We start from the raw sequence: 22863 nt of genomic DNA, 5'->3' as shown, positions 1-22863 counted from the left end.
GAGGGGGGTGCAACAGGGATTTGGGCAGAGGAATGGGGTGTCGGAAACAGGCCACACCGGCCCAAAAAACCACGTCGGCGGTCACTGCAGGCAGCAACGCAGAACTGTATCATGGTGCGACGCACAACTCTTGTGCCCGCCTTACACCCCGAAATGGGCCGAAATTGACCTCTAGGGCGGCCAGCCGCCCATTTTGTTTTGTACCTGGAAGTTCATGCCTAAAGTATTTATTGACGGCGAAGCCGGCACCACGGGCCTGCAAATCCGCGAGCGGCTGCAAGCCATGCCGCAGATCGAACTCGTCAGCATCGCGCCCGAGCTGCGCAAGGACGCGGCCGCCAAGCGCGCCCTGATGGCGCAGGTGGATATGGTGATCCTGTGCCTGCACGACGACGCGGCACGCGAGTCGGTTGCCATGATTGACAGCTTGACCGGCAAAAAACCCAAAATCATTGACGCCTCCACGGCTCACCGCACCGTGTCCGGCTGGGTTTACGGCTTTCCCGAACTGACCCAGACCCAGCGCACCGCCGTGGCCGCTGCCGACCGCGTGGGCAACCCCGGCTGCTACGCCACCGGTGCGATCGCGCTGATCCGCCCGCTGGTGGATGCTGGCGTAGTGCCTGCCGACTTCCCGCTGAGCCTTCCCGCCGTGAGTGGTTACTCCGGCGGCGGCCGGCAGATGATTGAAGACTACGAAGCCGGCACCGCTCCCCTGTTTGAACTTTACGGCCTGGGCCTGAAACACAAGCACCTGCCCGAAATCATGAAATACACAGGGCTCACACGCCGGCCGGTGTTCATTCCGTCGGTAGGCAACTTCAAGCAGGGCATGCTGGTGCAATTGCCGCTGCACCTTGACTTGCTGCCCGGCAAACCAACCGGGGCGCAGTTGCAGGACATACTGGCCAGACACTATGCCGGCAGCGAATGGGTCACCGCCGAAGCTGCGCCCGAGTCGGGAAAGCTGGATGCGCTGGCGCTCAACAACACCAACAAGATGGAGTTGCGCGTGTTTGCCAATGAAGAGTACCGCCATGCGGTGCTGGTAGCGCGGCTGGACAACCTGGGCAAGGGCGCATCCGGCGCTGCAGTACAAAACCTCAAGTTGATGCTGAAGCTGTAGGCGCCGCGCCAAGCCCGGCAACCGAGGGCCTCGGGCAGAGCTCAGGACAACGGTAGCGCGCGCGGCAATTCCCGGCCAACCTGGTTGACCACGTCCTGCCAGCTGCGATTCTCGCCTTGGCGAAAAAGCCGCGCACTGGGGTACCAGGGAGAGTCCTCCCTGTCGAGCAGCCAACGCCAGTCCGGACGAAAGGGCAGCATGACCCACAACGGCTTGCCCAGGGCTCCTACCAGATGGGCGACGCTGGTATCAATGCTGATCACCATATCAACGCAATCGGCGAGAGCCAGGGTATCGGCAAAGGTCCGCAATTCCTGCCCGGCGTGGAAGATACCCGATGCCTCCAGCGCGGCCAGATCCGGCTCGTTCACATCCTTCTGCAGGCTGATGAACTGATAGCCGGGTGGCATCGCTTCATGCAGCATGGCCATCGACATCGAGCGGTTCAGCGCAGTCTTGAGTGCCACATTGCCGGACCAGACCAAACCTACGCGCGGGCCGTCACGCGCGGGCAATCTGGCCTCCCACGCCTGCTTGAGAACCGGGTCGCTTCGCAAATAGGGCGCACCGGGAACATTGGTGACGCGCGTGCCAAAGGCCAGTGGCAGACTGAACATCGGGCATTGAAAGTCGAAAGATGCCGCAATATCTCTGCCGTCCCTGCTTTCCACCAGAGTACAGCCACTCTTCCAATCCGCACAAAGGGGCCGCAATGGCGCTGGCAGATGCAGGAAAATCCGTGCACCCATGGCCAGAATCACCGGGATATAGCGCAGCAGCTGGATAGAGTCGCCCAAGCCCTGTTCCGCATACAGAAAGATGGTCTTTCCCTTCAGGGGCTCCCCTGACCACATCGGCTGGGACAACACGGGCTTGAGCGTGCGCGGCCCCAGCGCATGGGCATACCAGCGCCACTCATACTCCTTCCACCCCTCTTCCCATTGGCCGAGCAGCAGTTGTGCAAATGCCTTGTTCCAGTGCAGGTTGGCATGCCGGGCATCCACAGCCAGCCCGATTTCGCAAATGGCCACCACTTCATCGCATTGCCTCAAGCTCAGCAGGGTGCAACCCAGGTTATAGAGAACATCAGGGTTCTTTGGCTGGAGGTGTTGCGCGCGACGGTGAAAATCCATCGCCTGCTCGAACCGCCTGAGCCGGTCGCAGGCCGCGCCAGCGTTGGACAGGGCATCCACATTTCCAGGCTGGAGGGCAATGATCTTTTCATAAATCTCCAGGGCTTCCTCATGCCGGATCATTGCTGCCAGGACCGCGGCTTTTCCACTCAGGGCAGGCACGTCGTCCGGATCTGCTGCCAAGGATCTGTCGATGATGGTCAAGGCCTCTTCGTGGCGCTCCAGGCCGTTCAGTGCGCAAGCTTTCTCCATGGGGAAAACCGGATGGGCCGCAGCAACGGATTGCTGGTCAGCAAAATCAATGGCCTCCTGCCAGCGCTCATGCGCAAGCAAAAGGCTGATGCGACGATAGCCCGCGTCGGTAAAACCCGGGTTGATGCGTAGCGCCTGGGCATACGCATCCAGTGCCGGCACCGGCTGGCCCAGGTCCTCGAAGGCGCGGCCCAGCTCGAACCAGGCGAAATCAAAGTCCGGCTTGAGCGCCAGCGCCGCCCTGAAGCTGTGGATGCCCTCCTCCGTCAAGTGCAACTGCATCTGCACCTGGCCCAGCAGAAAATGCGCATCAAGCAGTGTTGCGTCCAGTCGGATCGCATGGTGAAAACTATCAACAGCTTCCCGCAACTGGCCCAGTTCCATCAGGCCATAACCCAGGTTGACATGGGCCAAGCCATCGTTCGGTGTCATGGCAACCACCCGGCGATAGCAGTCGGTGGCCTCGGAAATCCTGCCTTGTGCCAACAATTCGTTGCCACGTGAGCGCAATGACTGGGCATCTTCGTCCGGGACAATCGGTCCGGCAGATACAGCGCTTTTATTGCGTGCCAGAAGGGTGCGGATACTCTGGAAAATGGCTGACTCCTGAAAGCTTTTCACATTCCCAGGCCAGACTTTGGGAGGAAGGGCCACTGCAGCCTGGATCTCAAGCTCCTTCGTTATCAGGATTTTTGAGCACCCACGATGCAACCTCCAGTGTAAAACCTCTTCCCGCCAGAAATCGGATTTGCCGGGCATGTTCTGCGGGGTTGGCCGGGGCTGTGCCAAACTTTCGCTGCCAGATGTCTCGCGCCCGTTCGCGCTCGGTGGCCTTAAGCTGCCCAACCGCTTCCCGTATGGCCGTCACGTCCAGTCCTTTGGCCTGCAGCTCCTGCTGGATACGCGAGGCGCCCAGCTTGCGGGAACGCCGGTTGATGACCGAATCGATGACACGCTCTTCGCTGATGAAATCCTTGAGCTCAAGGTCGTCGAGCACCGCCTTCAGCTGGCCCGGCGTTTCTTCATGCGGAGCCAGCTTGCGTTCAAGTTCGGCGCGTGAATGTTCGCGCGCGGCCAGGTAACGCAATGCACGGCCCTTGAGGGAAAGGCCAAAACCCGCGCGGCGGGCGGGTTTGGCGGGGGAGCTGTCTGCCGGGTTTTCCATGTCAAGGGACCCAGCCAGATTGAAATGCAAGCGCTACTCTTTTGATAGCTGCTTGCGCCCATTCTGATTGGTCTGTCGCCTTATTTGGCATTCAAAAGACAGGCTCAGGCGGCTACTTTGGCGGGTTTTTCGGCTTTCTCGGCCTTGGGCGCCTTTTCAGCCGGTGCTGGCTCGGTGCCGGCCGCGGCTTGCACCAGCGGAATACCCAGCGATTCGCGCACCTTGTTTTCGATCTCGATGGCGAGTTCGGGGTTTTCTTTCAGGAACTCACGCGAGTTGTCGCGCCCCTGGCCGATTTTTTCGCCGTTGAAGGCGTACCACGCACCGGCTTTTTCAACGATGTGGCCGGCGACGCCCAGATCCAGCACCTCGCCCAGGCGGCTGATGCCCTCGCCGTAGAGGATGTCGAACTCTGCCGTCTTGAACGGCGAGGCCACCTTGTTCTTGACCACCTTGACCCGGGTTTCGTTGCCGATCACCTCTTCGCCCTTCTTGATGGAGCCGATGCGGCGGATGTCCAGGCGCACCGAGGCGTAGAACTTCAGTGCATTGCCACCGGTGGTGGTTTCGGGCGAGCCGAACATCACGCCGATCTTCATGCGGATCTGGTTGATGAAGATGACCATGCAATTGGCCTTCTTGATGGTGGCGGTGAGCTTGCGCAGCGCCTGGCTCATCAGGCGGGCCTGCAGGCCGGGCAGCGAGTCGCCCATTTCGCCTTCAAGCTCGGCCTTGGGCGTGAGTGCCGCCACCGAGTCCACCACGATCAAATCGACCGCGCCGGAGCGGGTCAGCGAATCAACGATTTCAAGCGCCTGCTCGCCGGTGTCGGGCTGGCTGATCAGGAGGTCTTGCAGGTTCACGCCCAGCTTTTGCGCGTACTGGATGTCCAGCGCGTGCTCGGCATCCACAAAGGCGCAGGTGCCGCCCAGTTTTTGCATTTCGGCGATGACCTGCAGGGTCAGCGTGGTTTTGCCCGACGATTCAGGGCCGTAGATTTCAACCACACGGCCGCGCGGCAGGCCGCCGACGCCCAAGGCGATGTCCAGGCCCAGGGAGCCGGTGGAAACGACCTGGATGTCCTCGATCACCTCGCCGTCGCCCAGCTTCATGATGGTGCCTTTGCCGAACTGCTTTTCGATCTGGGCCAGCGCGGCCTGCAGGGCCTTGGCCTTCTCGGTGTTCAGGGCGGCGCTTTGCACAGGGTTTTGAGCGGGGTTCAGTTTGCTGGTCAGTTCCATGAAAAACTCCTTGAAAATCAATGATGTAAAACTTTTTGCTCTAATTTCCAGCCTCTGCTTTTAATCACAGCGCTGGATGCATGATCAGTACTTTATGGGCGTCATCGAAATAAGTAAACCCTATTTTTAGTCAGTTTGCCTGATCAATTGAGATACCATGATTTCATGCCCGAAGCAGTCAATCCACCTCACATTTCCAGCCCCTTTGGCGCCACCGAAGCCGGCTGGCGGCAGACCCACCTGGGCCGGCTGATGGGCCACGCGCTGCGCCGCTTTGACGAGCGCGTGCTGTCACTGATGGCCAGCAGCATTGAGGTACCGCTGGCGCTGTCCAACCTCGCGGCGCGCGACCAGGTCGGCGCTGCGCATATCCACATCACACGCCACCTGGCCGTGGGCGGCTCGCGCCTGACGGACCTCGCGCAAAGCGCCGGCATGAGCAAGCAGGCCATGGGCGACCTCGTCGACCAATGCGAAGCCTGGGGTTTGGTGACGCGCCAGCCCGACCCGCACGACAAACGCGCCCGCCAGGTGCTGTTCACCGAATCGGGCCTGCTCTGGCTGGAAGCCTTTCACAGAGCGGTTCGGCAAGCCGAGGATGAGTTTCGCCAGGCTGTGGGGCATGATGTAGCCACAGTGGTGGCGCTGGGACTGGAAGCATATGCAGGCTGAATGTGGCACCCACGGTCGCTCACCGCGCGTAACTCCCTGCACCTGGGACAGACGCAAGCGCCTAAAATTCAGGCAAACACACTAACTTGCGGCGCAGCAGGCGCTGCCGCCCCACCCGGAGACAACCATGCGTATCCTGATTGCCGAAGATGACCAGGTCCTGGCCGACGGCCTGCTGCGCACTTTGCGTGCCTCCGGTGCGGCAGCCGACCACGTGGCCAGCGGCACCGAAGCCGACGCCGCGCTGCTCACCAACACCGAATTCGATCTGCTGATCCTGGATCTGGGCTTGCCGCGCATGCACGGGCTGGAAGTGCTCAAGCGACTGCGCGCCCGCGGCTCGGCCATGCCGGTGCTGATCCTGACCGCCGCCGACAGCGTGGAAGAACGCGTCAAGGGCCTGGACTACGGCGCCGACGACTACATGGCCAAACCGTTTTCGCTGCAAGAGCTGGAAGCCCGCGTGCGTGCGCTGATCCGCCGAGGCATGGGCGGCGCCAGCAGCACCATCAAGCACGGCCCGCTGGTGTACGACCAGGCCGGACGCGTGGCCACCATTGATGGCCAGATGCTGGAGCTGTCGGCGCGCGAACTCGGCTTGCTCGAAGTGCTGCTGCAACGCGCCGGCCGCCTCGTCAGCAAGGACCAGCTGGTGGAACGCCTCTGCGAATGGGGCGAAGAGGTCAGCAACAACGCGATCGAGGTGTACATCCACCGGCTGCGCAAGAAGATTGAAAAAGGCCCGGTGCGGATTGCAACAGTTCGAGGCCTGGGTTACTGCCTCGAAAAAATACCAGGTTGAACAATGCCCCCACGGTCGCTCACTCCGTGTAGCTTCCTGCCCCCCGAGGGGGCCGCCCGCCTGCGGCCTGGCAAAGCCAGTTCCGCGGCTCATGCTGGCTTGAAGATAACGCCACCGCGCTCTAGGCTGTGGCATTAAGGCTCTTCCAGCGTGAGCGCCGAAGCCTTTTCGGCGAAATCCTCGACTGGATGCTCACGCCACTGTTGTTGCTCTGGCCGATCAGCCTGGCGCTGACCTGGCTGGTGGCGCAGAACATTGCCGGCAAGCCGTTTGACCGTGCGCTTGAATACAACGTGCAGGCACTGGCCAAGCTGGTGGCGGTCAAAAACAACCAGGTCCAGTTCAACCTGACGGCGCCTGCGCGCGAGATCCTGCGTGCCGATGACACCGACCTGGTCTATTACCAGGTCGTGGGCACGCAAGGCGAACTGCTCAGCGGCGAGCACGACCTGCCCCTGCCGCCCGATGAAGACAAGCCTACCAACGGCGAGGTGCGGCTGCGCGAAGACCTGATCCAGGGCGAAGATGTCCGCGTGGCCTATACCTGGCTCAAGGTCGAGGTCAAAGCCCCGGCGCCGACAGGCAAGGCGGCTGCACCGCGCAGCGACAAGGGCGCTGGCGCACCCGAAGCCGTGTCCGCCCAGATGGTGCTGGTGCAAGTGGCCGAGACACTGGAAAAGCGCAAGACCCTGGCCACTGAAATCGTCAAGGGCACCATGGTGCCGCAGTTCGTAACGCTACCGCTGGCCGTACTGCTGGTGTGGCTGGCACTGGTGCGCGGCATCAAGCCGCTGGCCCAGCTTGAAAAGCGCATCCGCGCACGCAAGTCCGACGACATGAGCCCGCTCGATGAAACCGCGGTGCCGGAAGAGGTAGCACCGCTGGTGTCCTCCATCAACGATTTGCTGAGCCGGCTCAAGGTGTCGCTGACCACGCAGAAACGCTTTCTCGCCGATGCCGCGCATCAGTTGAAGACACCGCTGGCGGGCCTGCGCATGCAGGCCGACCTGGCGCAGCGCGAAACCGATGCCGATGAACTCAAAAAATCGCTCAAGCACATCGGCCGTGCCAGCATACGCGCCACCCACACCGTCAACCAGCTGCTGGCGCTGGCGCGCGCCGAGACCACGGGCCGCAGCCTCGCCAAGCTGCACATCGACCTGGTGCATATCGTGTCGGAAGTGATGGCCGACTCGGTGCCTCGCGCCCTTGAAAAACAGATCGACCTCGGCTACGACGGGCCCGCCGCCGGCGAGCAGGCGACTCAGCTGGAAGGCAACCCGACCCTGCTCAAGGAGCTGGTGCGCAACCTGCTGGACAACGCCATCAACTACACGCCCGAAAAAGGACAGGTCACGCTGCGGCTCATGACCGACCGCTTCAGCGGCGTGCTGGTGCTGCTGGTAGAAGACTCCGGGCCGGGCATCCTTGAGTCCGAGCGCGAGCTGGTGTTCCAGCCGTTCTACCGCACGCTGGGCACCAACGTCGACGGCTCCGGCCTGGGCCTGGCTATCGTCCTGGAAATCGCCAAGCAACACGGCGCCACCATCACGATTGAAGATGCGGCCCTGCCGGGCCACCCGCAAACGCCGGGCACGCGCGTCACCGTGCGTTTTGTCGGCATGGATTTACCTGACGGTCAGTAGCGGCCGCACCTGCACCCATGCCCTTGGGGCCCGGAAGTTTTTAAGAAAATCGCCTGAAGGCCATACAGTACTTGCGCGAGCAGCTCCTGAAATGATAGCGAATCAGGATCTGGCAAGCGGCCACTTATCGTAAAGCTTCACGCCGATGCGCTCGCCCCACAGCTCGATTTGCGCGGGCGTGCCGGCGTGCGGCTGATTGGCGCTGCCGCCGCGCACATAACCCAGGGCCACGCAGACGCCGGCCAGCGGGCTCCAGCCGACCGATGAGATTTCGCCCACCGTTTGCCCGCCCATCACAATCGCTTCCCCGCCCCAGGCAAAGGCGTCCGGCGTGTCAAACACCAGCGTGACCAGCTTTTTGCGCAGGGCCAGTCCCTGTGAATTGAGCAACGCGGCCTTGCCGATGAAGTCAGCGGGCTTGTCGAGCCTCACACTGAAGGCCAGCCCGGCCTCCCACGGCGTTTCGTCCGGGCCAAGCTCTGCGCCCCAGGCGCGCCGGCCCTGTTCGATGCGAAGCGCATCCAGCGCGTAGTAGCCCGCATCGCGAATGCCCAGTGCCTTACCGGCCTCCATCAGTGCCAGGTACACATGGCGCGCCATTTCGATCGGCGTGTAGAGCTCAAAGCCCGGCCCGCCCACATAACTCATGCGGGCGGCGCGCACGCGGGCAAAGCCGACATCGATGTCCTTCGTCCATGAGAACTTCAGCGCCTCGGGCGACAGGTCGTCCGGGCTAACGAGCGCCAGCAGCTCACGCGCCTTCGGCCCCATCACCGACAGCACCGAGTACATCGCAGACACATCGGTGAGCACCGCATGCTCCGCCTCGCCGATATGCCGAGCGATCCAGTCGAAGTCCCTTACCGTTTGCGCGGAGCCGGTGATGATGAGGAATTGGTTCACGGCTTGCCTCATCACGGTCAAGTCACTTTCAAAACCGCCGCGCTCATTGAGCATGGCGGTGTAGACCATCTTGCCGACATGCACGCCCATCTCGTTGGCGCACAGGCGCTGCAACACGGCCAGTGCATCGCGGCCCTGCAACAGGTATTTGGAGAACGAGGTCTGGTCGTAAAGGGCAACGGTTTCGCGCGTGGCCTTTTGCTCTTCAATCATCCAGGGTAGCCAGACCGGTTTATCGAGGGAGTATTCCGGGCGCGCCTGCCCCTCCGGCCTGAAATAGCTTGCACGCTCCCAGCCATTCTTGCTGCCGAACTCCGCGCCTCTGGCGGCCAGGATGTCGTACAGCGGTGAGGTACGCAACGGCCGCGCCGTTTCCAGTTCCTGCCTCGGCCAGCGCATCGCATAGTGCAGGCCCAGTGTCTCACCGGTGCGCTCGGCCAGGGCCCTGCGGTTGCCGGTGAAGCTGCCGAAACGGCGTATGTCCACGTCCCACAAATCGGTGCTGGGCTCGCCACCCACAATCCATTCGGCCATGAGCCGGCCCGCGCCGCCGCTGTTGGCAATGCCGGCGGAGTTGAAACCCGCGCAGACAAAGTAGTTGCGCAGTTCAGGCGCCTCACCCAGGATGAAGTTGCCGTCGGGCGTAAAACTCTCCGGCCCGTTGAGCAGCATCTTGATTTCGGCCGTCTCCAGGCACGGCGTGCGGTGCAGCGCGGCGGTCATCAGCGGTTCGAACTGGTCCCAGTCTTCGTCCAGCAATTCGAACTGGAAGGTAGCCGGAATCGGGTCCATCTTCCAGGGTTTGGCCTGGGGTTCAAAGCCGCCCATCACCAGGCCGCCGACTTCTTCCTTGTAGTAGATGTAGCCGTCCGGGTCGCGCATGACCGGCAGCATGGGGTGCACACCCGGAATCTTGCCGGTGACGATGTAGAAATGCTCGGCCGAATACAGCGGCACATTCACGCCCGCGAGCTTGCCGAACTGCCGCGCCCATTGGCCGGCGCAATTGACGACGACTTCGCAGCGCACGTCACCCTGCGCGGTCTTCACGCCCACAGCCCTGCCGTTTTCAATGATGACACCGGTCACCTCGATGCCTTCAACCATCTTCACGCCGCGGTTGCGCGCGCCCTTGGCCAGCGACATGCAAAGGTCCGCCGGATTGGCCTTGCCGTCGCCCGGCAGCCAGATCGCGCCCTGCAGGTCGTCGGTGCGCATGATGGGATATTTGTCGCCGGCTTCCTGCGGCGAGATCTCATGGCATTCCACGCCAAAGCTGTTGGCCATGGCGACCTGCTTTTTGAGCACCTTCATGCGCTCCGGCGTGCGCGCCACGTTGACGCTGCCGCATTGTTTCCACCCGGTGGCCAGGCCCGTTTCAGCCTCAAGCGAGGCATACAACTCGATGCCGTACTTGCTCATCTGCGTCATGTTGCGGTTGGGCCGCATCTGGCCGACCAGGCCGGCCGCATGCCAGGTGGTTCCGCTGGTGAGCTTGCCCTGCTCGAGCAGCAGTACGTCTGTCTTGCCCATTTTGGCCAGGTGATAGGCCACGGAGCACCCGGCGATGCCGCCACCCACAATGACGATCTGCGCTTGAGTCGGGATATTCATGCGTGCAGTCCTCTACGGTATGAAATCAGCGGCTGCCGCGGAACCGGCTTTGCCGGGCCGCAGGCCGCGCCCCCTTGAGGGGGAGGCGCCGAAGGCGCTTCGGGGGGGAACTCATATCTAGGCCAACCGTATCGCCATCACGCCGCCCACAATCGCGCAGGTGCCCACAAAACGGCGCACGGTAAATGTTTCTTTCAACATCCAGGTGCCCAGCAAAACGGCGAACAGCACCGAGGTTTCGCGCAGCGCCGCCACCGTAGCCACCGGCGCGCGTGTCATGGCCCACAGCGCGATTCCGTAGGAGCCCAGCGACGCCAGCGCGCCGCCGGTAGCCACAGGCCAGCGATGGCGGGCGTAGTCGGCCATGGCACGCCCGCGCCGCGCCATCATCAAGAGGCCGAAGGGCCAGCCGTCGAGCAGGAACAGCGTGGCGACGTATTGCAGGGCATTGCCGGAGGCGCGAACGCCCAGTCCATCCACCACCGTATATATGGCAATGATGAGCGCGTTGGCCAGCGCAAAGCCAACCGCCTTGGGGGCATGCAGGGCATGGCGGCTCAAGCCCAGCACCAGCACGCCGCCGGAGATGCCCAGGATGCCGGCCCACGCCAGCGGGCTCAAAGTTTCGCCCAACGTGAAGGTTGCCGACAGCGCCACCAGCAGCGGCGCCACACCGCGCATCAGTGGATAGGTCAACCCCAGGTCGCCGTGCTTGTAGGCCTGTGTGGTCGCGATGAAATAGCCGATGTGGATCAGCACCGAAGCGCCGATAAACGGCCAGGCCTCGATACGCGGCAGGCCCACCACCAGCACCAGCGGCAACGCCAGCACAGAGCCGATCAGGTGAATGACCGCCATGTCCAGCGCCTTGTCGGCACTGGACTTCACCAGGGCATTCCAGCCTGCGTGCAGCAGCGCGCCAAACAGCACAGCGCCCAGCACCGGCCACGTCAGTGCCAGAATTTCAGGCGGCAAGCGAGGGCTCTGCGGCGGGAAGGGTGCAGCGCCTGGCCCGTGCCAGGTAGTGCGCCAGTGGCGGCGTGGCCTTGTGCGCATCTTTCGCAAGATCGTCCCAGAGGCGCAGCTTCACCGCATCCCCGGCACCGGGCTGCGCGATGAAGCGCGCCGCTTCTTCAGCGGAAAAAATGCCGCCTTGCAACTGCAAGCTGCGTTTGGAATCCGCTGAAAGGCTGGAATGGTAACCACGCCGCGCCGCGCACAGATAGCGCTTGGCGTCCACATGCAGCTTGATGGCGTCCAACACCTCGTCGGGGAAAAGACCCCGCAAAAAAGGCAGTGCTCGGTACTGATGCACATCATCCACACCACGCAGCGACGGTGTTTCGCCCAGGTCGTGCAGAAGATGCCCAAGGTCATGCAACAGCGCCGCGGTCACCAGGGCATCGCTCGCGCCTTCGGCTTCGCCGAGTGCCGCAGTCTGCAGCGCGTGCTGCAGCTGCGTTACGGGCTCGCCGCTGTATTGTTCGCCGCCGCGCTCTTTGAAAAGGTGTTCGATGTCGTCAAAGTTCAGCACGTGAATTCCTAGAAAAGTGAACTCGAAAAGAAGAACGCTTTCGCCAGTGGCCGCCGCGGAACCGGCTTTGCCGGGCCGCTGGTGGCCGCCCCTGGGGCTGAGAGCCGCGGCTCCAAGCCTGCCTTCGCAGGCTTGGACGGCCTCGAAGAGCTTCGGCCTCTGGCCGTTGCACGGGGCGCCGAAGGCGCTTCGGGGAGAACTTTAGCCATTCCAGGGGAGCGAATAAGTTTTCAGGTTGGTAAAGCTTTTAATCGCTTCCTGCACACCCTCTTTATAGCCCAGGCCCGAATCCTTGATACCACCGAAAGGCGTGAGCTCCAGGCGATAGCCCGGCACCTCCCGCACATTGACGGTACCGACATGCAGCTCGCTGACAAACCGGTTGATATAGTCCAGGCGGTTGGTGCAGACGGCGCTTGAAAGGCCGTAGGCCGTGCCGTTCGAAATCTGGATAGCTTCGTCGATGTTTTTGAAACGTATGACCGGAGAGACGGGCCCGAAGGTTTCCTCGCGCGCCACCGTCATCTGCGGTAACACATGGTCCAGCAGCGTAGGCGAATAAAGCGCGCCGCGCCTATGGTTGCCCGCCAGCAATTTCGCGCCCTGCGCCACCGCCTCATTCACACGCGACTCAAACAGCATGGCTGCCGGCTCATCAATCACCGTGCCCATGTCATTGGCCTTGTCGGCCGGGTCGCCGTATTTCCAGGCCAGGGTCTTGGCCAGCACCTGCTCCACAAATTCGCCCGCCACCGCCTCATGCACCATGAGCCGCTTGATGGCCGTGCAACGCTGGCCCGAATTCTTATAGGAACCCTGCACGGCCAGCGTGGAGGCCTCGTTGAGATCGGCATCCTCCATCACGATGATGGGGTCGTTGCCGCCCAGCTCCAGCACCACGCGCCGGTAGCCGGCCTTGCCGGCAATGTACTTTCCGATGGCCACGCCACCCGTAAATGTCACCAGGTCCACCAATGGGTTGGTGATCAATTCGTCCGCAATCTCGCGCGGGTCGCCCGTTATCACGCTGAGCATTTCGGGCGGCAAACCCGCCTCATAAAGGATGTCGGCGAACAGGAGGGCAGAGAAAGGCACTTTCTCGGACGGCTTGAGCACCATGCGGTTATTGGTTGCAATGCTGGGCACCACCTTGTGCGCCACCTGGTTCATCGGGTGGTTGAAAGGCGTGATGGCGGTGATCACGCCCAGGAGCGGGGAGCGGTGCGTGTAGACGCGACGCTTCTTGCCGTGCGGCGTGAGGTCGCAGCTGAAGATCTGGCCGTCGTCCTTGAGCACTTCGGTTGCGCCGAAGAGCAGCACGTCACTGACACGGCCTGCTTCGTAGATGGAATCCTTCAGGCACAGCCCTGCCTCCGCCGTGATGAGATTCGCGACCTCCATCAACCGCGACTGGACGATGGCCGCCGCGCGGTTGAGGATGGCTGCGCGTTCATAACGGCTCAGCTGGGGCTTGCAGGCGTGCGCCTTGGCGAAAGTCTCACGGACTTCCTCAAGCGTAGCCTTGGGCACGCTGCCCAGCAGCTTCGCCGTGTACGGATCGAACACCTCGATCGCGCGGTCACCGGTCCGGCCGGCACCAACCTTGCGGCCGGCCAGTCGCATGGCGTTGAGCTGGTGGTCGCGGATGTACTGGTCAATCACTCTGCGGCTTTCAGGACAGGTTATGTGCGGACATGTTTCTGGCGTTTGTTGCCGGATATCTATTGGGCGTAATTGAGCGCCAGGTCGAAGGCATCGAAGTTACGAAAACGCCGGTTACGGTTCAGGCCCGGCAAGTCCCGGTTCACGATCAGCGGGACACGCTGCTCGCTCATGCCGCCGTGCGAGCGCAGCGGAACTTCGAGCGCAGAGAGATCGTGGCGCGAGGCTGAGGTGCCGATCACGGTGAAGCGTTCAGACACCGCCACAATGTCGCCGATCCTGTCGGCAGGGAGTTCAAAGCGCTCGGCGGCCTGCTCACGTGAAAGCACCAGCTCCATGCCCTTGAGCGCCGCCAGCCGTTTGCGGGCGGCCTCGATGTTCGTGCCCTCGGGCAGGTAGATCGTGGCGAAGGATCCCAGCGCGCCGTGATGCACCACATAGGGGTCGGTGATCGGAAGAATCACACGCGCAACGCCCGCGCCCAGCCAGCTGTCAAACCAGTCCTGCAGGTAGATCACGTCGGGCGTGCCGTCCATGGCGACCTTGGCGTTCATGCCATGGTCGGCCGTGAGCACGATCACGCAGCCCAGATCGTCGAGCTGCTGCATATAGCCGTCCATCATGCGGTAGAAGGAATTGGCGCCGTCGGTGCCGGGCGCGTGCTTGTGCTGCACGTAGTCGGTGGTCGACAAGTACATCACATCGGGTTTGTATTTCTGCATGATCTTCACGCCGGCCGCAAACACGAACTCCGACAAGTCTGCGCTGTAGACACTGGGTAGCGGCTGACCCACCAGGCCCAGCACATCTTCAATGCCGTTTTCTTCCAGCGTGACCTGGTCGGCCTTCTCGGACGAAAAGCAGATTCCTCTCATCTTGTGGCCCAGCAACTTGCGCAACTTGTCTTTGGCTGTGACCACCGCCAGGGACTTGCCCGCGTCCGCAAGGGCCGCCAGCAGGGTGGGCGCGCGCAGCCACTTGGGGTCATTCATCATGACCTCGGTGTCGGTGGCGGTATCGAACAGGTAGTTGCCGCAGATGCCGTGCACGCTGGGCGGTGCGCCCGTCACGATGGACAGGTTGTTGGGGTTGGTAAAGCTGGGCACCACGCAATCACCCGTCAGGCCAGAACCCAGCGCCAGGGTGCGCTTGAGCCACGGCATGTGGCCGGCGGCCACGGCTTGCGCCAGGTAATCGGGCTCGCAGCCGTCAACGCACACCACCACGACGGGCTGGGTCGGCAGCCTGTATGCCCGGCCATTGACTTTCACTTCGGTCTTTTTATCAGCGACTGCCACGTTGGAGCCTTCCCTTGTCCATGTTTTTCTCTGGGCCTTTTGCGATGTCGTCATCGACCAGGTGCGACGCCCTGGCCTGTGCCGCACGGGCAGCCGGGCTGGCCTGCAGGCGCGCCTGACGCCGCAGGTCGTTTTCAATCGTGCGTTCCTTGCTTTCGATCACGTGGTCGTACATGGCCCGGCCTGCGACGTCCGCGTCACCGGAGGCGATGGCCTTGACGATCTGCCTGTGCTCATTGGCCGAAATCGGCATGAGCCAGCCGTCGGCCAGGTTCAGGCGCCGGAACAGCGACAGCTCCTTGATGAGCTTGCGATAGATGGCCGTGAGCTTGCTGTTGCCTGCCATTTCCACCAGCCGGTCGTGGAATTTCAGGTTAAGCAGGTGGTAGTTGTAGGCGTCTTCTGCCTTGACGGCCTTTTCCATCGAGTCGACGAGGCCCCGGATTTCCTTGAGTTGGGCCGGCGTGATGTTCCTGGCGAGCTGGCGGCCGACGAGTTCGTCCATCGCGGCGCGCAGGTCGAAAATCTCGACGGCTTCCTCGATGGGAATGTCACGCACGAAGACGCCGCGATTTTTTTCGTTGCGCACCAGGCCAGCTTCCTCCAGCATTCGGAAGGCTTCACGCACCGGCCCGCGGGAGACGCCCATCTTTTCAGCCAGCGCTGCCTCAATGAGTTTGCTGCCCGGTTCGTATTCGCCAACAAGAATGGCGCGCTCGATTTCCTGCTGCACCACCGTGGTGAGGGAACTGGTCTGCAACAGCGCGATAGTGGGATGAAACACGGCATTCATGCCCTGCATTGAAGCACAAAACACAGGATTGTCAACAATCTGCAAAAAACAATTGACAAGATAAAAGGGGCAGCGTTAAATAAATATTGAGCTGGGTTGATATGACCTGAACACAGGTTGGTCATCGCAGTGTCACTGCCCCGACACGAACAGGTCACAACATTGCAGGTTTTCCACAAAGGACTTTTTATGCAGCTGGCTACCCATCTCAAATCCCTGCCAAAGGCGATCGCTCTTATCGGCTTTTTTGGCCTGCTCACCGCCTCCACYGGCGCATTCGCCCAGAAGACCCAGTTGCTGGTCTACACCGCGCTGGAAACAGACCAGATCAAGGCCTATCAAGAGGGCTTCAACAAGGTCTACCCCGATATCGAAATCAAGTGGGTCCGCGACTCGACCGGTGTGATCACCGCCAAGCTGCTCGCCGAAAAATCCAATCCCCAGGCCGACACCATCATGGGTGTGGCTGCCTCCAGCCTGGCCCTGCTCGACAAGCAGGGCATGCTCGAACCCTACGCGCCGATCAACCTTGACGGCATCATGAGCCAGTACCGTGACAAGAAGAAAGTTCCCGCCTGGTTCGGCATGGACGTGTGGGGTGCCACCGTGTGCTTCAACACCGTCGAAGCCAAGAAGAAAAACATCCCTACACCCGAGACCTGGCAGGACCTGACCAAACCCATCTACAAGGGTCAGGTCGTCATGCCCAACCCCGCCTCCAGCGGCACCGGCTACTTCGACGTGACCGCCTGGCTCACGCTCTTTGGCGACAAGGACGGCAAGGGCGGCGGCTGGAAGTACATGGACGCGCTGCACGAAAACATCGCGCAGTACACTCATTCGGGTTCCAAGCCCTGCAACATGGCCGCCTCCGGAGAATTTCTGGCGGGCATTTCGTTTGAATACCGCGGCAACACCAACAAGGCCAAGGGTGCGCCGATCGATCTGGTGTTCCCCAAGGAAGGGCTGGGCTGGGACCTGGAAGCCTTTGCCATTCACAAAGGCACCAAGAAACTGGACGCCGCCAAGAAACTGGCTGACTGGGCTTCGAGCAAGGACGCCATGATGCTGTACGGCAAGAACTTCGCGATCACCGCGCAGCCCGGACTGGCGCCGCCGCTGGCCAATGTGCCAAAAGACTATGAGGCCCGCCTCGTCAAGATGGATTTCAGCTGGGCAGCAGACAACCGCGAGCGCATTTTGAATGAGTGGACGAAGCGCTATAACTCCAAAACAGAGAAGAAGTAGCCCCCATCGGCGGCCTTTGGCCGCCGTCTCCCCCTCAGGGGGACGGCCGCTGTGGCCCGGCGGAGCCGGTTCCACGCCGCCGCTTGCCCTTTGCACTGGCGCCGACCGTTCAGGTAATACACGTATGACCCACGAATGAACAACGACTCTTTTCTGAACCTGCGCCATATCCGCAAGGAATTCGGTGCCTTCACCGCGCTGCAAGACATCAACCTGGACATCCGCAAGGGCGAGTTCGTTTGCTTTCTGGGGCCTTCGGGTTGCGGCAAGACGACGTTGTTGCGCATCATTGCCGGGCTGGAAGTGCAGACCTCGGGTGAAGTGCATCAGGGCGGGCGCGACATCTCGCGGCTGCCGCCGGCGCTGCGCGACTACGGCATCGTGTTCCAGAGTTACGCGTTGTTTCCCAACCTCAGTGTGGCCGACAACGTGGCGTATGGGCTGGTCAACCGCAAGACACCCAAGGCTGAAGCGGCCCAACGCGTGAGCGAGCTGGTCAAGCTGGTGGGCCTGCCGGGCAGCGAGGCGAAATATCCCAGCCAGCTCTCGGGCGGTCAGCAGCAGCGCATTGCGCTGGCACGCGCGCTGGCCACCTCGCCAGGCTTGCTGCTGCTGGACGAACCCCTGTCGGCGCTCGATGCGCTGGAGCGCGTGCGCCTGCGCCAGGAAATCCGCGCGTTGCAGCAAAAACTGGGCGTGACCACCATCATGGTGACGCACGACCAGGAAGAAGCTTTAAGCGTCGCCGACCGCATTGTGGTGATGAACCACGGCCTGATCGAACAGGTGGGAACACCGATGGAAATTTACCGCGAGCCGGCTTCGCCGTTCGTGGCGGATTTTGTCGGCAAGGTCAATGTCATGCCAGCGAATGTCAGCGGCAGCCAGATGAGGTTCGGCACCATGTGCCTGCCTTGCGACGGAGCCGACCGCGAGGTCAAGGTTTACCTGCGCCCTGAAGATGTGCTGGCCCGGCCCATTGCAGCGGATGACGCCCATGTGTTCGACGCCACCATCGAAAAAATCGAATTCCTCGGCTCCTTCTGCCACGTTCACGTGGCCTCTCCTGCACTGGGCACCCACAAGCTCACGGTTTACCTCTCGCTCAATTTCCTGTCGGAGCAATCCTTGCAGGTCGGCTCGACCCTCCCCCTCAAATTGCTGCCAGAGCGCATCAAGGTGTTCTGATGCCCGTCTATACACCTCCTGCTTTGCCCCTGGTGCGGCAGCGTGTGCACTGGATTGACCACCTGGCCTATGCTGCCCTTGCGCTGGCAGCTATTATTTTGATAGCGTTTCTGGCAGCCCCGTTGCTGGCCATCCTGCAGCAGGCCGTGCAGGACAAGGCCGGGGATTTCATCTGGCTTGACAATTTCATCGAGTACGCCAAAACGCCGGCACTGCTCGAAAGCCTGTGGAACAGCCTCTGGATTTCAGGCGCCGTCACCCTGATTGCGGTACCCCTGGCGTTTGGTTTTGCCTATGCGCTGACCCGTTCGTGCATGCAATACAAGGCGCTGTTTCGCGGCATCACGCTGGTTCCCCTGCTGGCCCCCTCCCTCCTGTCGGCCATTTCGCTGATTTACTGGTTTGGCAACCAGGGGRTGCTCAAAGGCTGGATGCAGGGTATCGGCATCGACCAGATTTATGGTGCGCCCGGCATTGTGGTGGCCGAATGTTTTGCGGTGTTTCCGCATGCGCTGATGATTCTGGTCACCGCGCTCAGCCTGTCCGACGCTCGGCTGTACGAGGCGGCTAATGCCATGGGCACCAGCGCCAGGCGCAAGTTCTTCACCATCACGCTGCCCGGTGCCAAGTACGGCCTTATTTCCGCGGCGCTCGTCACCTTCACGCTGGTCATGACGGACTTCGGCATTCCCAAGGTGATAGGCGGCAACTTCAATGTGCTGGCCACCGACGTCTTCAAGCTGGTGATCGGCCAGCAGGATTTCGCCAAGGGCGCAGTGGTCGCTATCTTGCTGCTGGCGCCCGCCGTCCTGACATTCGCGGTAGACAGCTACGTCAGCAAGCGCCAGACCGCGATGCTGACGGCGCGTGCCGTGCCCTACCGGCCCACGCCTTCGCGCGGCTACGACCGGGTCATGACGCTGTATTGCTGCGCCATCGCCTTCCTGGTGCTGGCCATGCTGGGCATGGCGGTGTTCGCATCCTTCGCCAGCTTCTGGCCCTACAACCTCACGCCCAGCCTGCGCCACTACACCATGGGCCTGATCGACGCGGAAGTCGGCGTCGGTTTTCTCAACAGCCTGAAGATGGCGGCGGGCACGGCCTTCTTCGGCACCGCTCTGGTGTTTTGCAGCGCCTACCTGCTCGAAAAAACCAAAGGCATGGACGGCCTGCGCGGCTTTGTGCGCATGCTGGCCATGTTGCCCATGGCCGTGCCCGGCCTGGTGCTGGGACTGGGCTACATCTTCTTTTTCAATGCGCCCGGCAATCCGCTGAACGGCCTGTACCACACGCTGACCCTGCTTACGCTGTGCACCATCGTGCACTTCTACACCACCGGCCACCTGACGGCCGTAACCGCACTCAAGAGCCTTGATGGCGAATTTGAAGCCGTGAGCGCCTCGCTCAAGGTACCCTTCTTCAAGACCTTCTGGCGCGTCACCCTGCCCATCTGCACGCCGGCGCTGGTCGACATCGCGCGCTACTTCTTCATCAACGCCATGACCACCATCTCTGCCGTGGTGTTTCTCTATTCGCCCGAAACCAAAGTTGCGTCGATCGCCATCCTGAACCTGGATGAAGCCGGCGAAATGGGCGCCGCCGCAGCCATGGCCGTCCTGATCGGTATGGCATCAACGATTGCAACCCTGCTTTTCATGGCGCTGGCCTGGTGGGTAAACCGCCGTACGCAGGCATGGCGAACCAGCTCGCGCTAGGAGCTTCATGACAGCCCAGCGCAACATCCGCATGCTCACACGTTACAACGCGTGGGCCAACGACCGCCTGTTCGGCGCATTAAAGCAACTTCCTGCAGCTGAACTCCTGGCACCGCGCGCGACAGGCTTTGGCAACATGCTTCGTACGCTGAACCACGCCTATGTGGTGGATCTCATCTGGCAGGCGCACCTGCAGGGGCGGCCGCATGGCTTCAGCTCCCGCAACACAGAGGCTACTCCCACACTGGAAGCGCTGTGGGCAGCTCAGGGGCAAATCGACACCTGGTACATCGAATACGCGGACACCCTGAGCGTCGAGGCACTCGACGAAATCGTGCATTTCACGTTCATCGATGGCGACGCGAGTGCCATGACACGGGGAGACATGCTGCTGCATGTCGTCAACCACAAAACCTACCACCGGGGCTACGTGGCCGACATGATTTACCAGGTTCCGGCGCGCCCCCCAGGCATGGATTTGCCCATATTCCTGCAGGGATACCCGGCCCGACTGAATTGAATCGCCCGCAACGAAGACCACAGGCATAACAAATGGACAGAGACAAAATCCTCCTCACCCCCGGGCCGCTGACCACCACCCTGCGCACCAAGCTCGCGATGCTGAAAGACTGGGGCTCCTGGGACAGCGATTTCAACGCCGTCACGGCGAGTGTGCGCAAAAGCCTGCTGGCCGTCATCCACGGGCAGGATTCGCATGTCGTCGTTCCGCTTCAGGGAAGCGGTACTTTCAGCGTGGAAGCGGCAGTGGCCACCGTGGTGCCGCGGGACGGTCACGTGCTGGTGATGGACAACGGCGCCTACTGCAAACGCGCGGCAAGGCTCACCACGCTGATGGGACGGCGCTGCACCATCATGCCCTTCGACGAAGCGGCACAGGTCTCTCCCGCCGCACTGGACGCCATGCTGGAAGCCGACACCAGCATCACCCACGTCATGCTGATCCACTGCGAGACAGGCGCGGGCGTGCTCAACCCGCTGAAGGAAGTGGCCGACGTCTGCAAAACCCATGGCAAGGGCCTGTTGGTGGACGCCATGAGCTCCTTCGCCGCGATAGAAATCGATGCGCGCAAGGTGCATTTCGACGCACTGGTGGCGGCCAGCGGAAAATGCCTTGAAGGTGTGCCCGGCATGGGTTTTGTCTTCATCCGCAAGGCCGTACTGGACGGCTGTGCCGGCCGCAGCCAGTCGCTGGCCATGGACCTGCACGACCAGTACGCCTACATGGAAAAAACCACGCAGTGGCGCTTCACGCCGCCCACCCATGTGGTGGTGGCGCTGGCCGAGGCGATTGCGCAATTCGAGGAAGAAGGCGGCCAGCCCGCGCGCCTGGCGCGCTACGAAAGCAACTACCGCACGCTGATCGCGGGCATGGCCAAACTCGGCTTCAGGCCCTTCCTGGACCCGGCCATCCAGGCACCCATCATCGTGACCTTCCACGCGCCAGCCGACACCCGCTACGAGTTCAAGAAGTTCTATGCCGCTGCACGAGATCGCGGTTTTGTCCTATATCCCGGCAAGCTCACGCAGGTGGAAACTTTCCGGGTGGGCTGCATCGGTGCGATCGGCCCGAATGAGATCGAACAGGCCGTGCTGGCTGTGGCGGGCGCCTTGCAGGACATGCGCATCACATCCGCCGCGCCGGCCGCCTGAGTAAAGAGCCCACGCTCGCGGGTCGTAGGACTTGGCAACTTGTCTTCACCAGCAGGGGCCGCGGAACTGGCTTTGCCAGGCCGCAGGCGCAGCGCCCCCTCGGGGGGCAGCGAACCACACGAAGTGGGGAGCGTGGGGGCCTAGTGACTTCGGCGAAACGCTTCGGAAGGAAGTTCGCCAAACATTTGCTGGTAGTCGTGCGCGAAATGACCAAAATGCCAAAACCCCAGGTGCGTTGCAGCCGCCGTCACGGACGTAGCGGTCTTCAATGCCTGCCTGGCCGCGTTCAAGCGCACGGCGCGCAGATAAGCCAATGGGCTGATGCCCAGCGCTGTCTGGAAGCCGTTTTGCAAGGTCCGCCGGCTCACGCCGAGCTGCTCGCACAGCGCCAGCACCGTGGGCGGCTGATCGAGCTGCGCGTGCACCAGTTCGCGGGCACGTCGCGTCAGCGTCCAATGCCCATGAGTGCCGACAGCGTCCGCGCTACCCGCGGGCGCAAGAACGCGGCCGAGCTGCTCCACCACGCTGTCGAGCATCGCAGCCTGCACGGCGGGCGACTGCAGCAGCGCAGGGGCCGCCTCCACCGTATCCAGCACACCGGTGAGGCACTGCCTGAGCCCCGCCTGCGCCGCGCCATCCAGCCGGCGCAACCCTGCCTGCGCACCGAGCCGGGCCTGCAGCGCCGGGTCATGCTCGCCGCAGCGGCGCCAGGCCGCTTCGTCAAGCTCCAGCCCCAGCATCACATGACGCCGGGAAGAGCGGAACTCAAAACCCGACGCCCCCGAAAACACATGCAATGCACCTGCGTCGCTGGGCGCGCCGCAAAAAACGCTGGGGCCTTCGACCTGGAGCGGCAGCCCCAAGGCCAGGGCACCATCGCGTATCCGTCCGGTCTGGTACACCGACTCCCGCAGGCTTTCCACAAAGAGGCGAAGGCCCGCGAATTCCAGCTGGCGCACCTCGCCGCCAAAGGCGCCGCGAGACAGCTGGAGGTAGCTCTGGTTCCAGCCCGTAAGTGCCGCCGCCTGCTCGTCTGCGTCGGCGAACGACGCGCGGGACAGCAGGGCTGGCTGGAGAGTGTCAGGCGTGTGGACCATGGCCGCATTCTTGCAGGATTCGTGCCGTGTGCAAGCAACGCTTTGAAACACTTCGACTTACTCGCCATCTCCTTAAGCTCAATCTCGCTGCGTTACTTGCCGA

General features: G+C 62.2%; 19 protein-coding genes. 9 read left to right on the top strand and 10 right to left on the bottom strand.

The features are described 5' to 3' along the window. The first annotated feature begins 214 nt into the window (after positions 1–214). On the top strand, positions 215–1126 hold the full coding sequence (gene argC, locus AC1DY9_RS22670; protein WP_457282068.1) for an N-acetyl-gamma-glutamyl-phosphate reductase: 912 nt from the start codon (positions 215–217) through the stop codon (positions 1124–1126). Between the two features lie 41 nt (positions 1127–1167). On the opposite strand, the gene AC1DY9_RS22665 is transcribed toward argC, so the two are convergent. The 3 genes from AC1DY9_RS22665 to recA form a co-directional block, all read right to left on the bottom strand. After that, a complete protein-coding gene (locus AC1DY9_RS22665; protein ID WP_477667726.1) occupies positions 1168–3270 on the bottom strand; it encodes a tetratricopeptide repeat protein in 2103 nt (700 codons plus the stop codon). Continuing rightward, on the bottom strand, positions 3179–3676 hold the full coding sequence (gene recX, locus AC1DY9_RS22660; RefSeq protein WP_477667725.1) for a recombination regulator RecX: 498 nt from the start codon (positions 3674–3676) through the stop codon (positions 3179–3181). The genes AC1DY9_RS22665 and recX overlap by 92 nt, the downstream gene beginning before the upstream one ends. A gap of 104 nt (positions 3677–3780) precedes the next feature. Continuing rightward, positions 3781–4917, bottom strand: a complete 1137-nt coding sequence (gene recA, locus AC1DY9_RS22655) for a recombinase RecA (RefSeq protein WP_457282065.1) — start codon at positions 4915–4917, stop codon at positions 3781–3783. 165 nt (positions 4918–5082) lie between these two features. On the opposite strand from recA, the gene AC1DY9_RS22650 reads away from it, so the two are divergent. From AC1DY9_RS22650 to AC1DY9_RS22640, 3 genes are all read left to right on the top strand, one after another. Beyond that, entirely contained in the window at positions 5083–5589 is a 507-nt protein-coding gene (locus tag AC1DY9_RS22650) for a MarR family winged helix-turn-helix transcriptional regulator (protein WP_457282064.1), read from the top strand. A 127-nt stretch (positions 5590–5716) separates the two neighbouring features. Continuing rightward, on the top strand, positions 5717–6391 hold the full coding sequence (locus tag AC1DY9_RS22645) for a response regulator (protein ID WP_007870259.1): 675 nt from the start codon (positions 5717–5719) through the stop codon (positions 6389–6391). Between the two features lie 188 nt (positions 6392–6579). Then, positions 6580–8037, top strand: coding sequence for a sensor histidine kinase (locus tag AC1DY9_RS22640; RefSeq protein ID WP_457282063.1), 1458 nt, complete (start codon positions 6580–6582; stop codon positions 8035–8037). A gap of 102 nt (positions 8038–8139) precedes the next feature. Here the strand turns inward: AC1DY9_RS22640 and AC1DY9_RS22635 are convergent, their stop codons facing one another. The 6 genes from AC1DY9_RS22635 to AC1DY9_RS22610 all read right to left on the bottom strand — a co-directional run bounded on the left by AC1DY9_RS22635 (position 8140) and on the right by AC1DY9_RS22610 (position 15841). Then, positions 8140–10554, bottom strand: coding sequence for a GcvT family protein (locus tag AC1DY9_RS22635; RefSeq protein ID WP_477667724.1), 2415 nt, complete (start codon positions 10552–10554; stop codon positions 8140–8142). Positions 10555–10671: 117 nt separating this feature from the next. Further along, positions 10672–11529, bottom strand: coding sequence for an EamA family transporter (locus tag AC1DY9_RS22630; RefSeq protein ID WP_477665449.1), 858 nt, complete (start codon positions 11527–11529; stop codon positions 10672–10674). Continuing rightward, positions 11519–12088 (bottom strand): phosphonate degradation HD-domain oxygenase, encoded by a 570-nt coding sequence (locus AC1DY9_RS22625; protein WP_457282060.1) that lies wholly within the window; start codon positions 12086–12088, stop codon positions 11519–11521. The genes AC1DY9_RS22630 and AC1DY9_RS22625 overlap by 11 nt, the downstream gene beginning before the upstream one ends. 201 nt (positions 12089–12289) lie before the next feature. After that, positions 12290–13711 carry a phosphonoacetaldehyde dehydrogenase gene (gene phnY / locus AC1DY9_RS22620; RefSeq protein ID WP_457282092.1) on the bottom strand — a complete coding sequence of 474 codons (1422 nt, stop codon included), beginning with the start codon at positions 13709–13711 and terminating at the stop codon, positions 12290–12292. Positions 13712–13809: 98 nt separating this feature from the next. Beyond that, a complete protein-coding gene (gene phnA, locus AC1DY9_RS22615; protein ID WP_477667723.1) occupies positions 13810–15048 on the bottom strand; it encodes a phosphonoacetate hydrolase in 1239 nt (412 codons plus the stop codon). Further along, positions 15035–15841 carry a phosphonate utilization associated transcriptional regulator gene (locus AC1DY9_RS22610; RefSeq protein WP_457282058.1) on the bottom strand — a complete coding sequence of 269 codons (807 nt, stop codon included), beginning with the start codon at positions 15839–15841 and terminating at the stop codon, positions 15035–15037. Before AC1DY9_RS22610 ends, phnA begins: the two co-directional genes overlap by 14 nt. A gap of 189 nt (positions 15842–16030) precedes the next feature. On the opposite strand from AC1DY9_RS22610, the gene AC1DY9_RS22605 reads away from it, so the two are divergent. The 5 genes from AC1DY9_RS22605 (at position 16031) to AC1DY9_RS22585 (ending at position 21663) form a co-directional block, all read left to right on the top strand. Then, the gene (locus AC1DY9_RS22605; protein WP_477667722.1) at positions 16031–17089 is read left to right on the top strand and encodes a putative 2-aminoethylphosphonate ABC transporter substrate-binding protein; all 1059 of its coding nucleotides are present in this window, start codon (positions 16031–16033) and stop codon (positions 17087–17089) included. 135 nt (positions 17090–17224) lie between these two features. Beyond that, positions 17225–18277, top strand: a complete 1053-nt coding sequence (locus tag AC1DY9_RS22600) for a putative 2-aminoethylphosphonate ABC transporter ATP-binding protein (protein WP_477667721.1) — start codon at positions 17225–17227, stop codon at positions 18275–18277. After that, entirely contained in the window at positions 18277–19992 is a 1716-nt protein-coding gene (locus AC1DY9_RS22595) for a putative 2-aminoethylphosphonate ABC transporter permease subunit (RefSeq protein ID WP_477667720.1), read from the top strand. The genes AC1DY9_RS22600 and AC1DY9_RS22595 overlap by 1 nt, the downstream gene beginning before the upstream one ends. A 7-nt stretch (positions 19993–19999) precedes the next feature. Then, positions 20000–20512, top strand: a complete 513-nt coding sequence (locus AC1DY9_RS22590; protein WP_457282054.1) for a DinB family protein — start codon at positions 20000–20002, stop codon at positions 20510–20512. A gap of 32 nt (positions 20513–20544) precedes the next feature. Further along, positions 20545–21663 carry a 2-aminoethylphosphonate--pyruvate transaminase gene (locus AC1DY9_RS22585; protein ID WP_477667719.1) on the top strand — a complete coding sequence of 373 codons (1119 nt, stop codon included), beginning with the start codon at positions 20545–20547 and terminating at the stop codon, positions 21661–21663. 140 nt (positions 21664–21803) lie between these two features. Here the strand turns inward: AC1DY9_RS22585 and AC1DY9_RS22580 are convergent, their stop codons facing one another. Further along, a complete protein-coding gene (locus AC1DY9_RS22580) occupies positions 21804–22760 on the bottom strand; it encodes a helix-turn-helix domain-containing protein (RefSeq protein WP_477667718.1) in 957 nt (318 codons plus the stop codon). Positions 22761–22863: the final 103 nt, after the last annotated feature.

The sequence above is a fragment of the Polaromonas sp. P1_F6 genome, assembly GCF_056405695.1.
Note: the sequence above shows the minus strand (reverse complement) of the source record. Positions and strands in the feature narration are given on the sequence as shown.

Excerpts from the sequence above, each read along its gene's own strand:
- argC (WP_457282068.1), top strand. The coding sequence starts at position 215 with ATGCCTAAAGTATTTATTGACGGCGAAGCCGGCACCACGGGCCTGCAA.
- AC1DY9_RS22665 (WP_477667726.1), bottom strand. The coding sequence starts at position 3,270 with ATGCCCGGCAAATCCGATTTCTGGCGGGAAGAGGTTTTACACTGGAGG.
- recX (WP_477667725.1), bottom strand. The coding sequence starts at position 3,676 with ATGGAAAACCCGGCAGACAGCTCCCCCGCCAAACCCGCCCGCCGCGCG.
- recA (WP_457282065.1), bottom strand. The coding sequence starts at position 4,917 with ATGGAACTGACCAGCAAACTGAACCCCGCTCAAAACCCTGTGCAAAGC.
- AC1DY9_RS22650 (WP_457282064.1), top strand. The coding sequence starts at position 5,083 with ATGCCCGAAGCAGTCAATCCACCTCACATTTCCAGCCCCTTTGGCGCC.
- AC1DY9_RS22645 (WP_007870259.1), top strand. The coding sequence starts at position 5,717 with ATGCGTATCCTGATTGCCGAAGATGACCAGGTCCTGGCCGACGGCCTG.
- AC1DY9_RS22640 (WP_457282063.1), top strand. The coding sequence starts at position 6,580 with ATGCTCACGCCACTGTTGTTGCTCTGGCCGATCAGCCTGGCGCTGACC.
- AC1DY9_RS22635 (WP_477667724.1), bottom strand. The coding sequence starts at position 10,554 with ATGAATATCCCGACTCAAGCGCAGATCGTCATTGTGGGTGGCGGCATC.
- phnY (WP_457282092.1), bottom strand. The coding sequence starts at position 13,711 with ATGCGACTGGCCGGCCGCAAGGTTGGTGCCGGCCGGACCGGTGACCGC.
- AC1DY9_RS22610 (WP_457282058.1), bottom strand. The coding sequence starts at position 15,841 with ATGAATGCCGTGTTTCATCCCACTATCGCGCTGTTGCAGACCAGTTCC.
- AC1DY9_RS22600 (WP_477667721.1), top strand. The coding sequence starts at position 17,225 with ATGAACAACGACTCTTTTCTGAACCTGCGCCATATCCGCAAGGAATTC.
- AC1DY9_RS22590 (WP_457282054.1), top strand. The coding sequence starts at position 20,000 with ATGACAGCCCAGCGCAACATCCGCATGCTCACACGTTACAACGCGTGG.
- AC1DY9_RS22585 (WP_477667719.1), top strand. The coding sequence starts at position 20,545 with ATGGACAGAGACAAAATCCTCCTCACCCCCGGGCCGCTGACCACCACC.
- AC1DY9_RS22580 (WP_477667718.1), bottom strand. The coding sequence starts at position 22,760 with ATGGTCCACACGCCTGACACTCTCCAGCCAGCCCTGCTGTCCCGCGCG.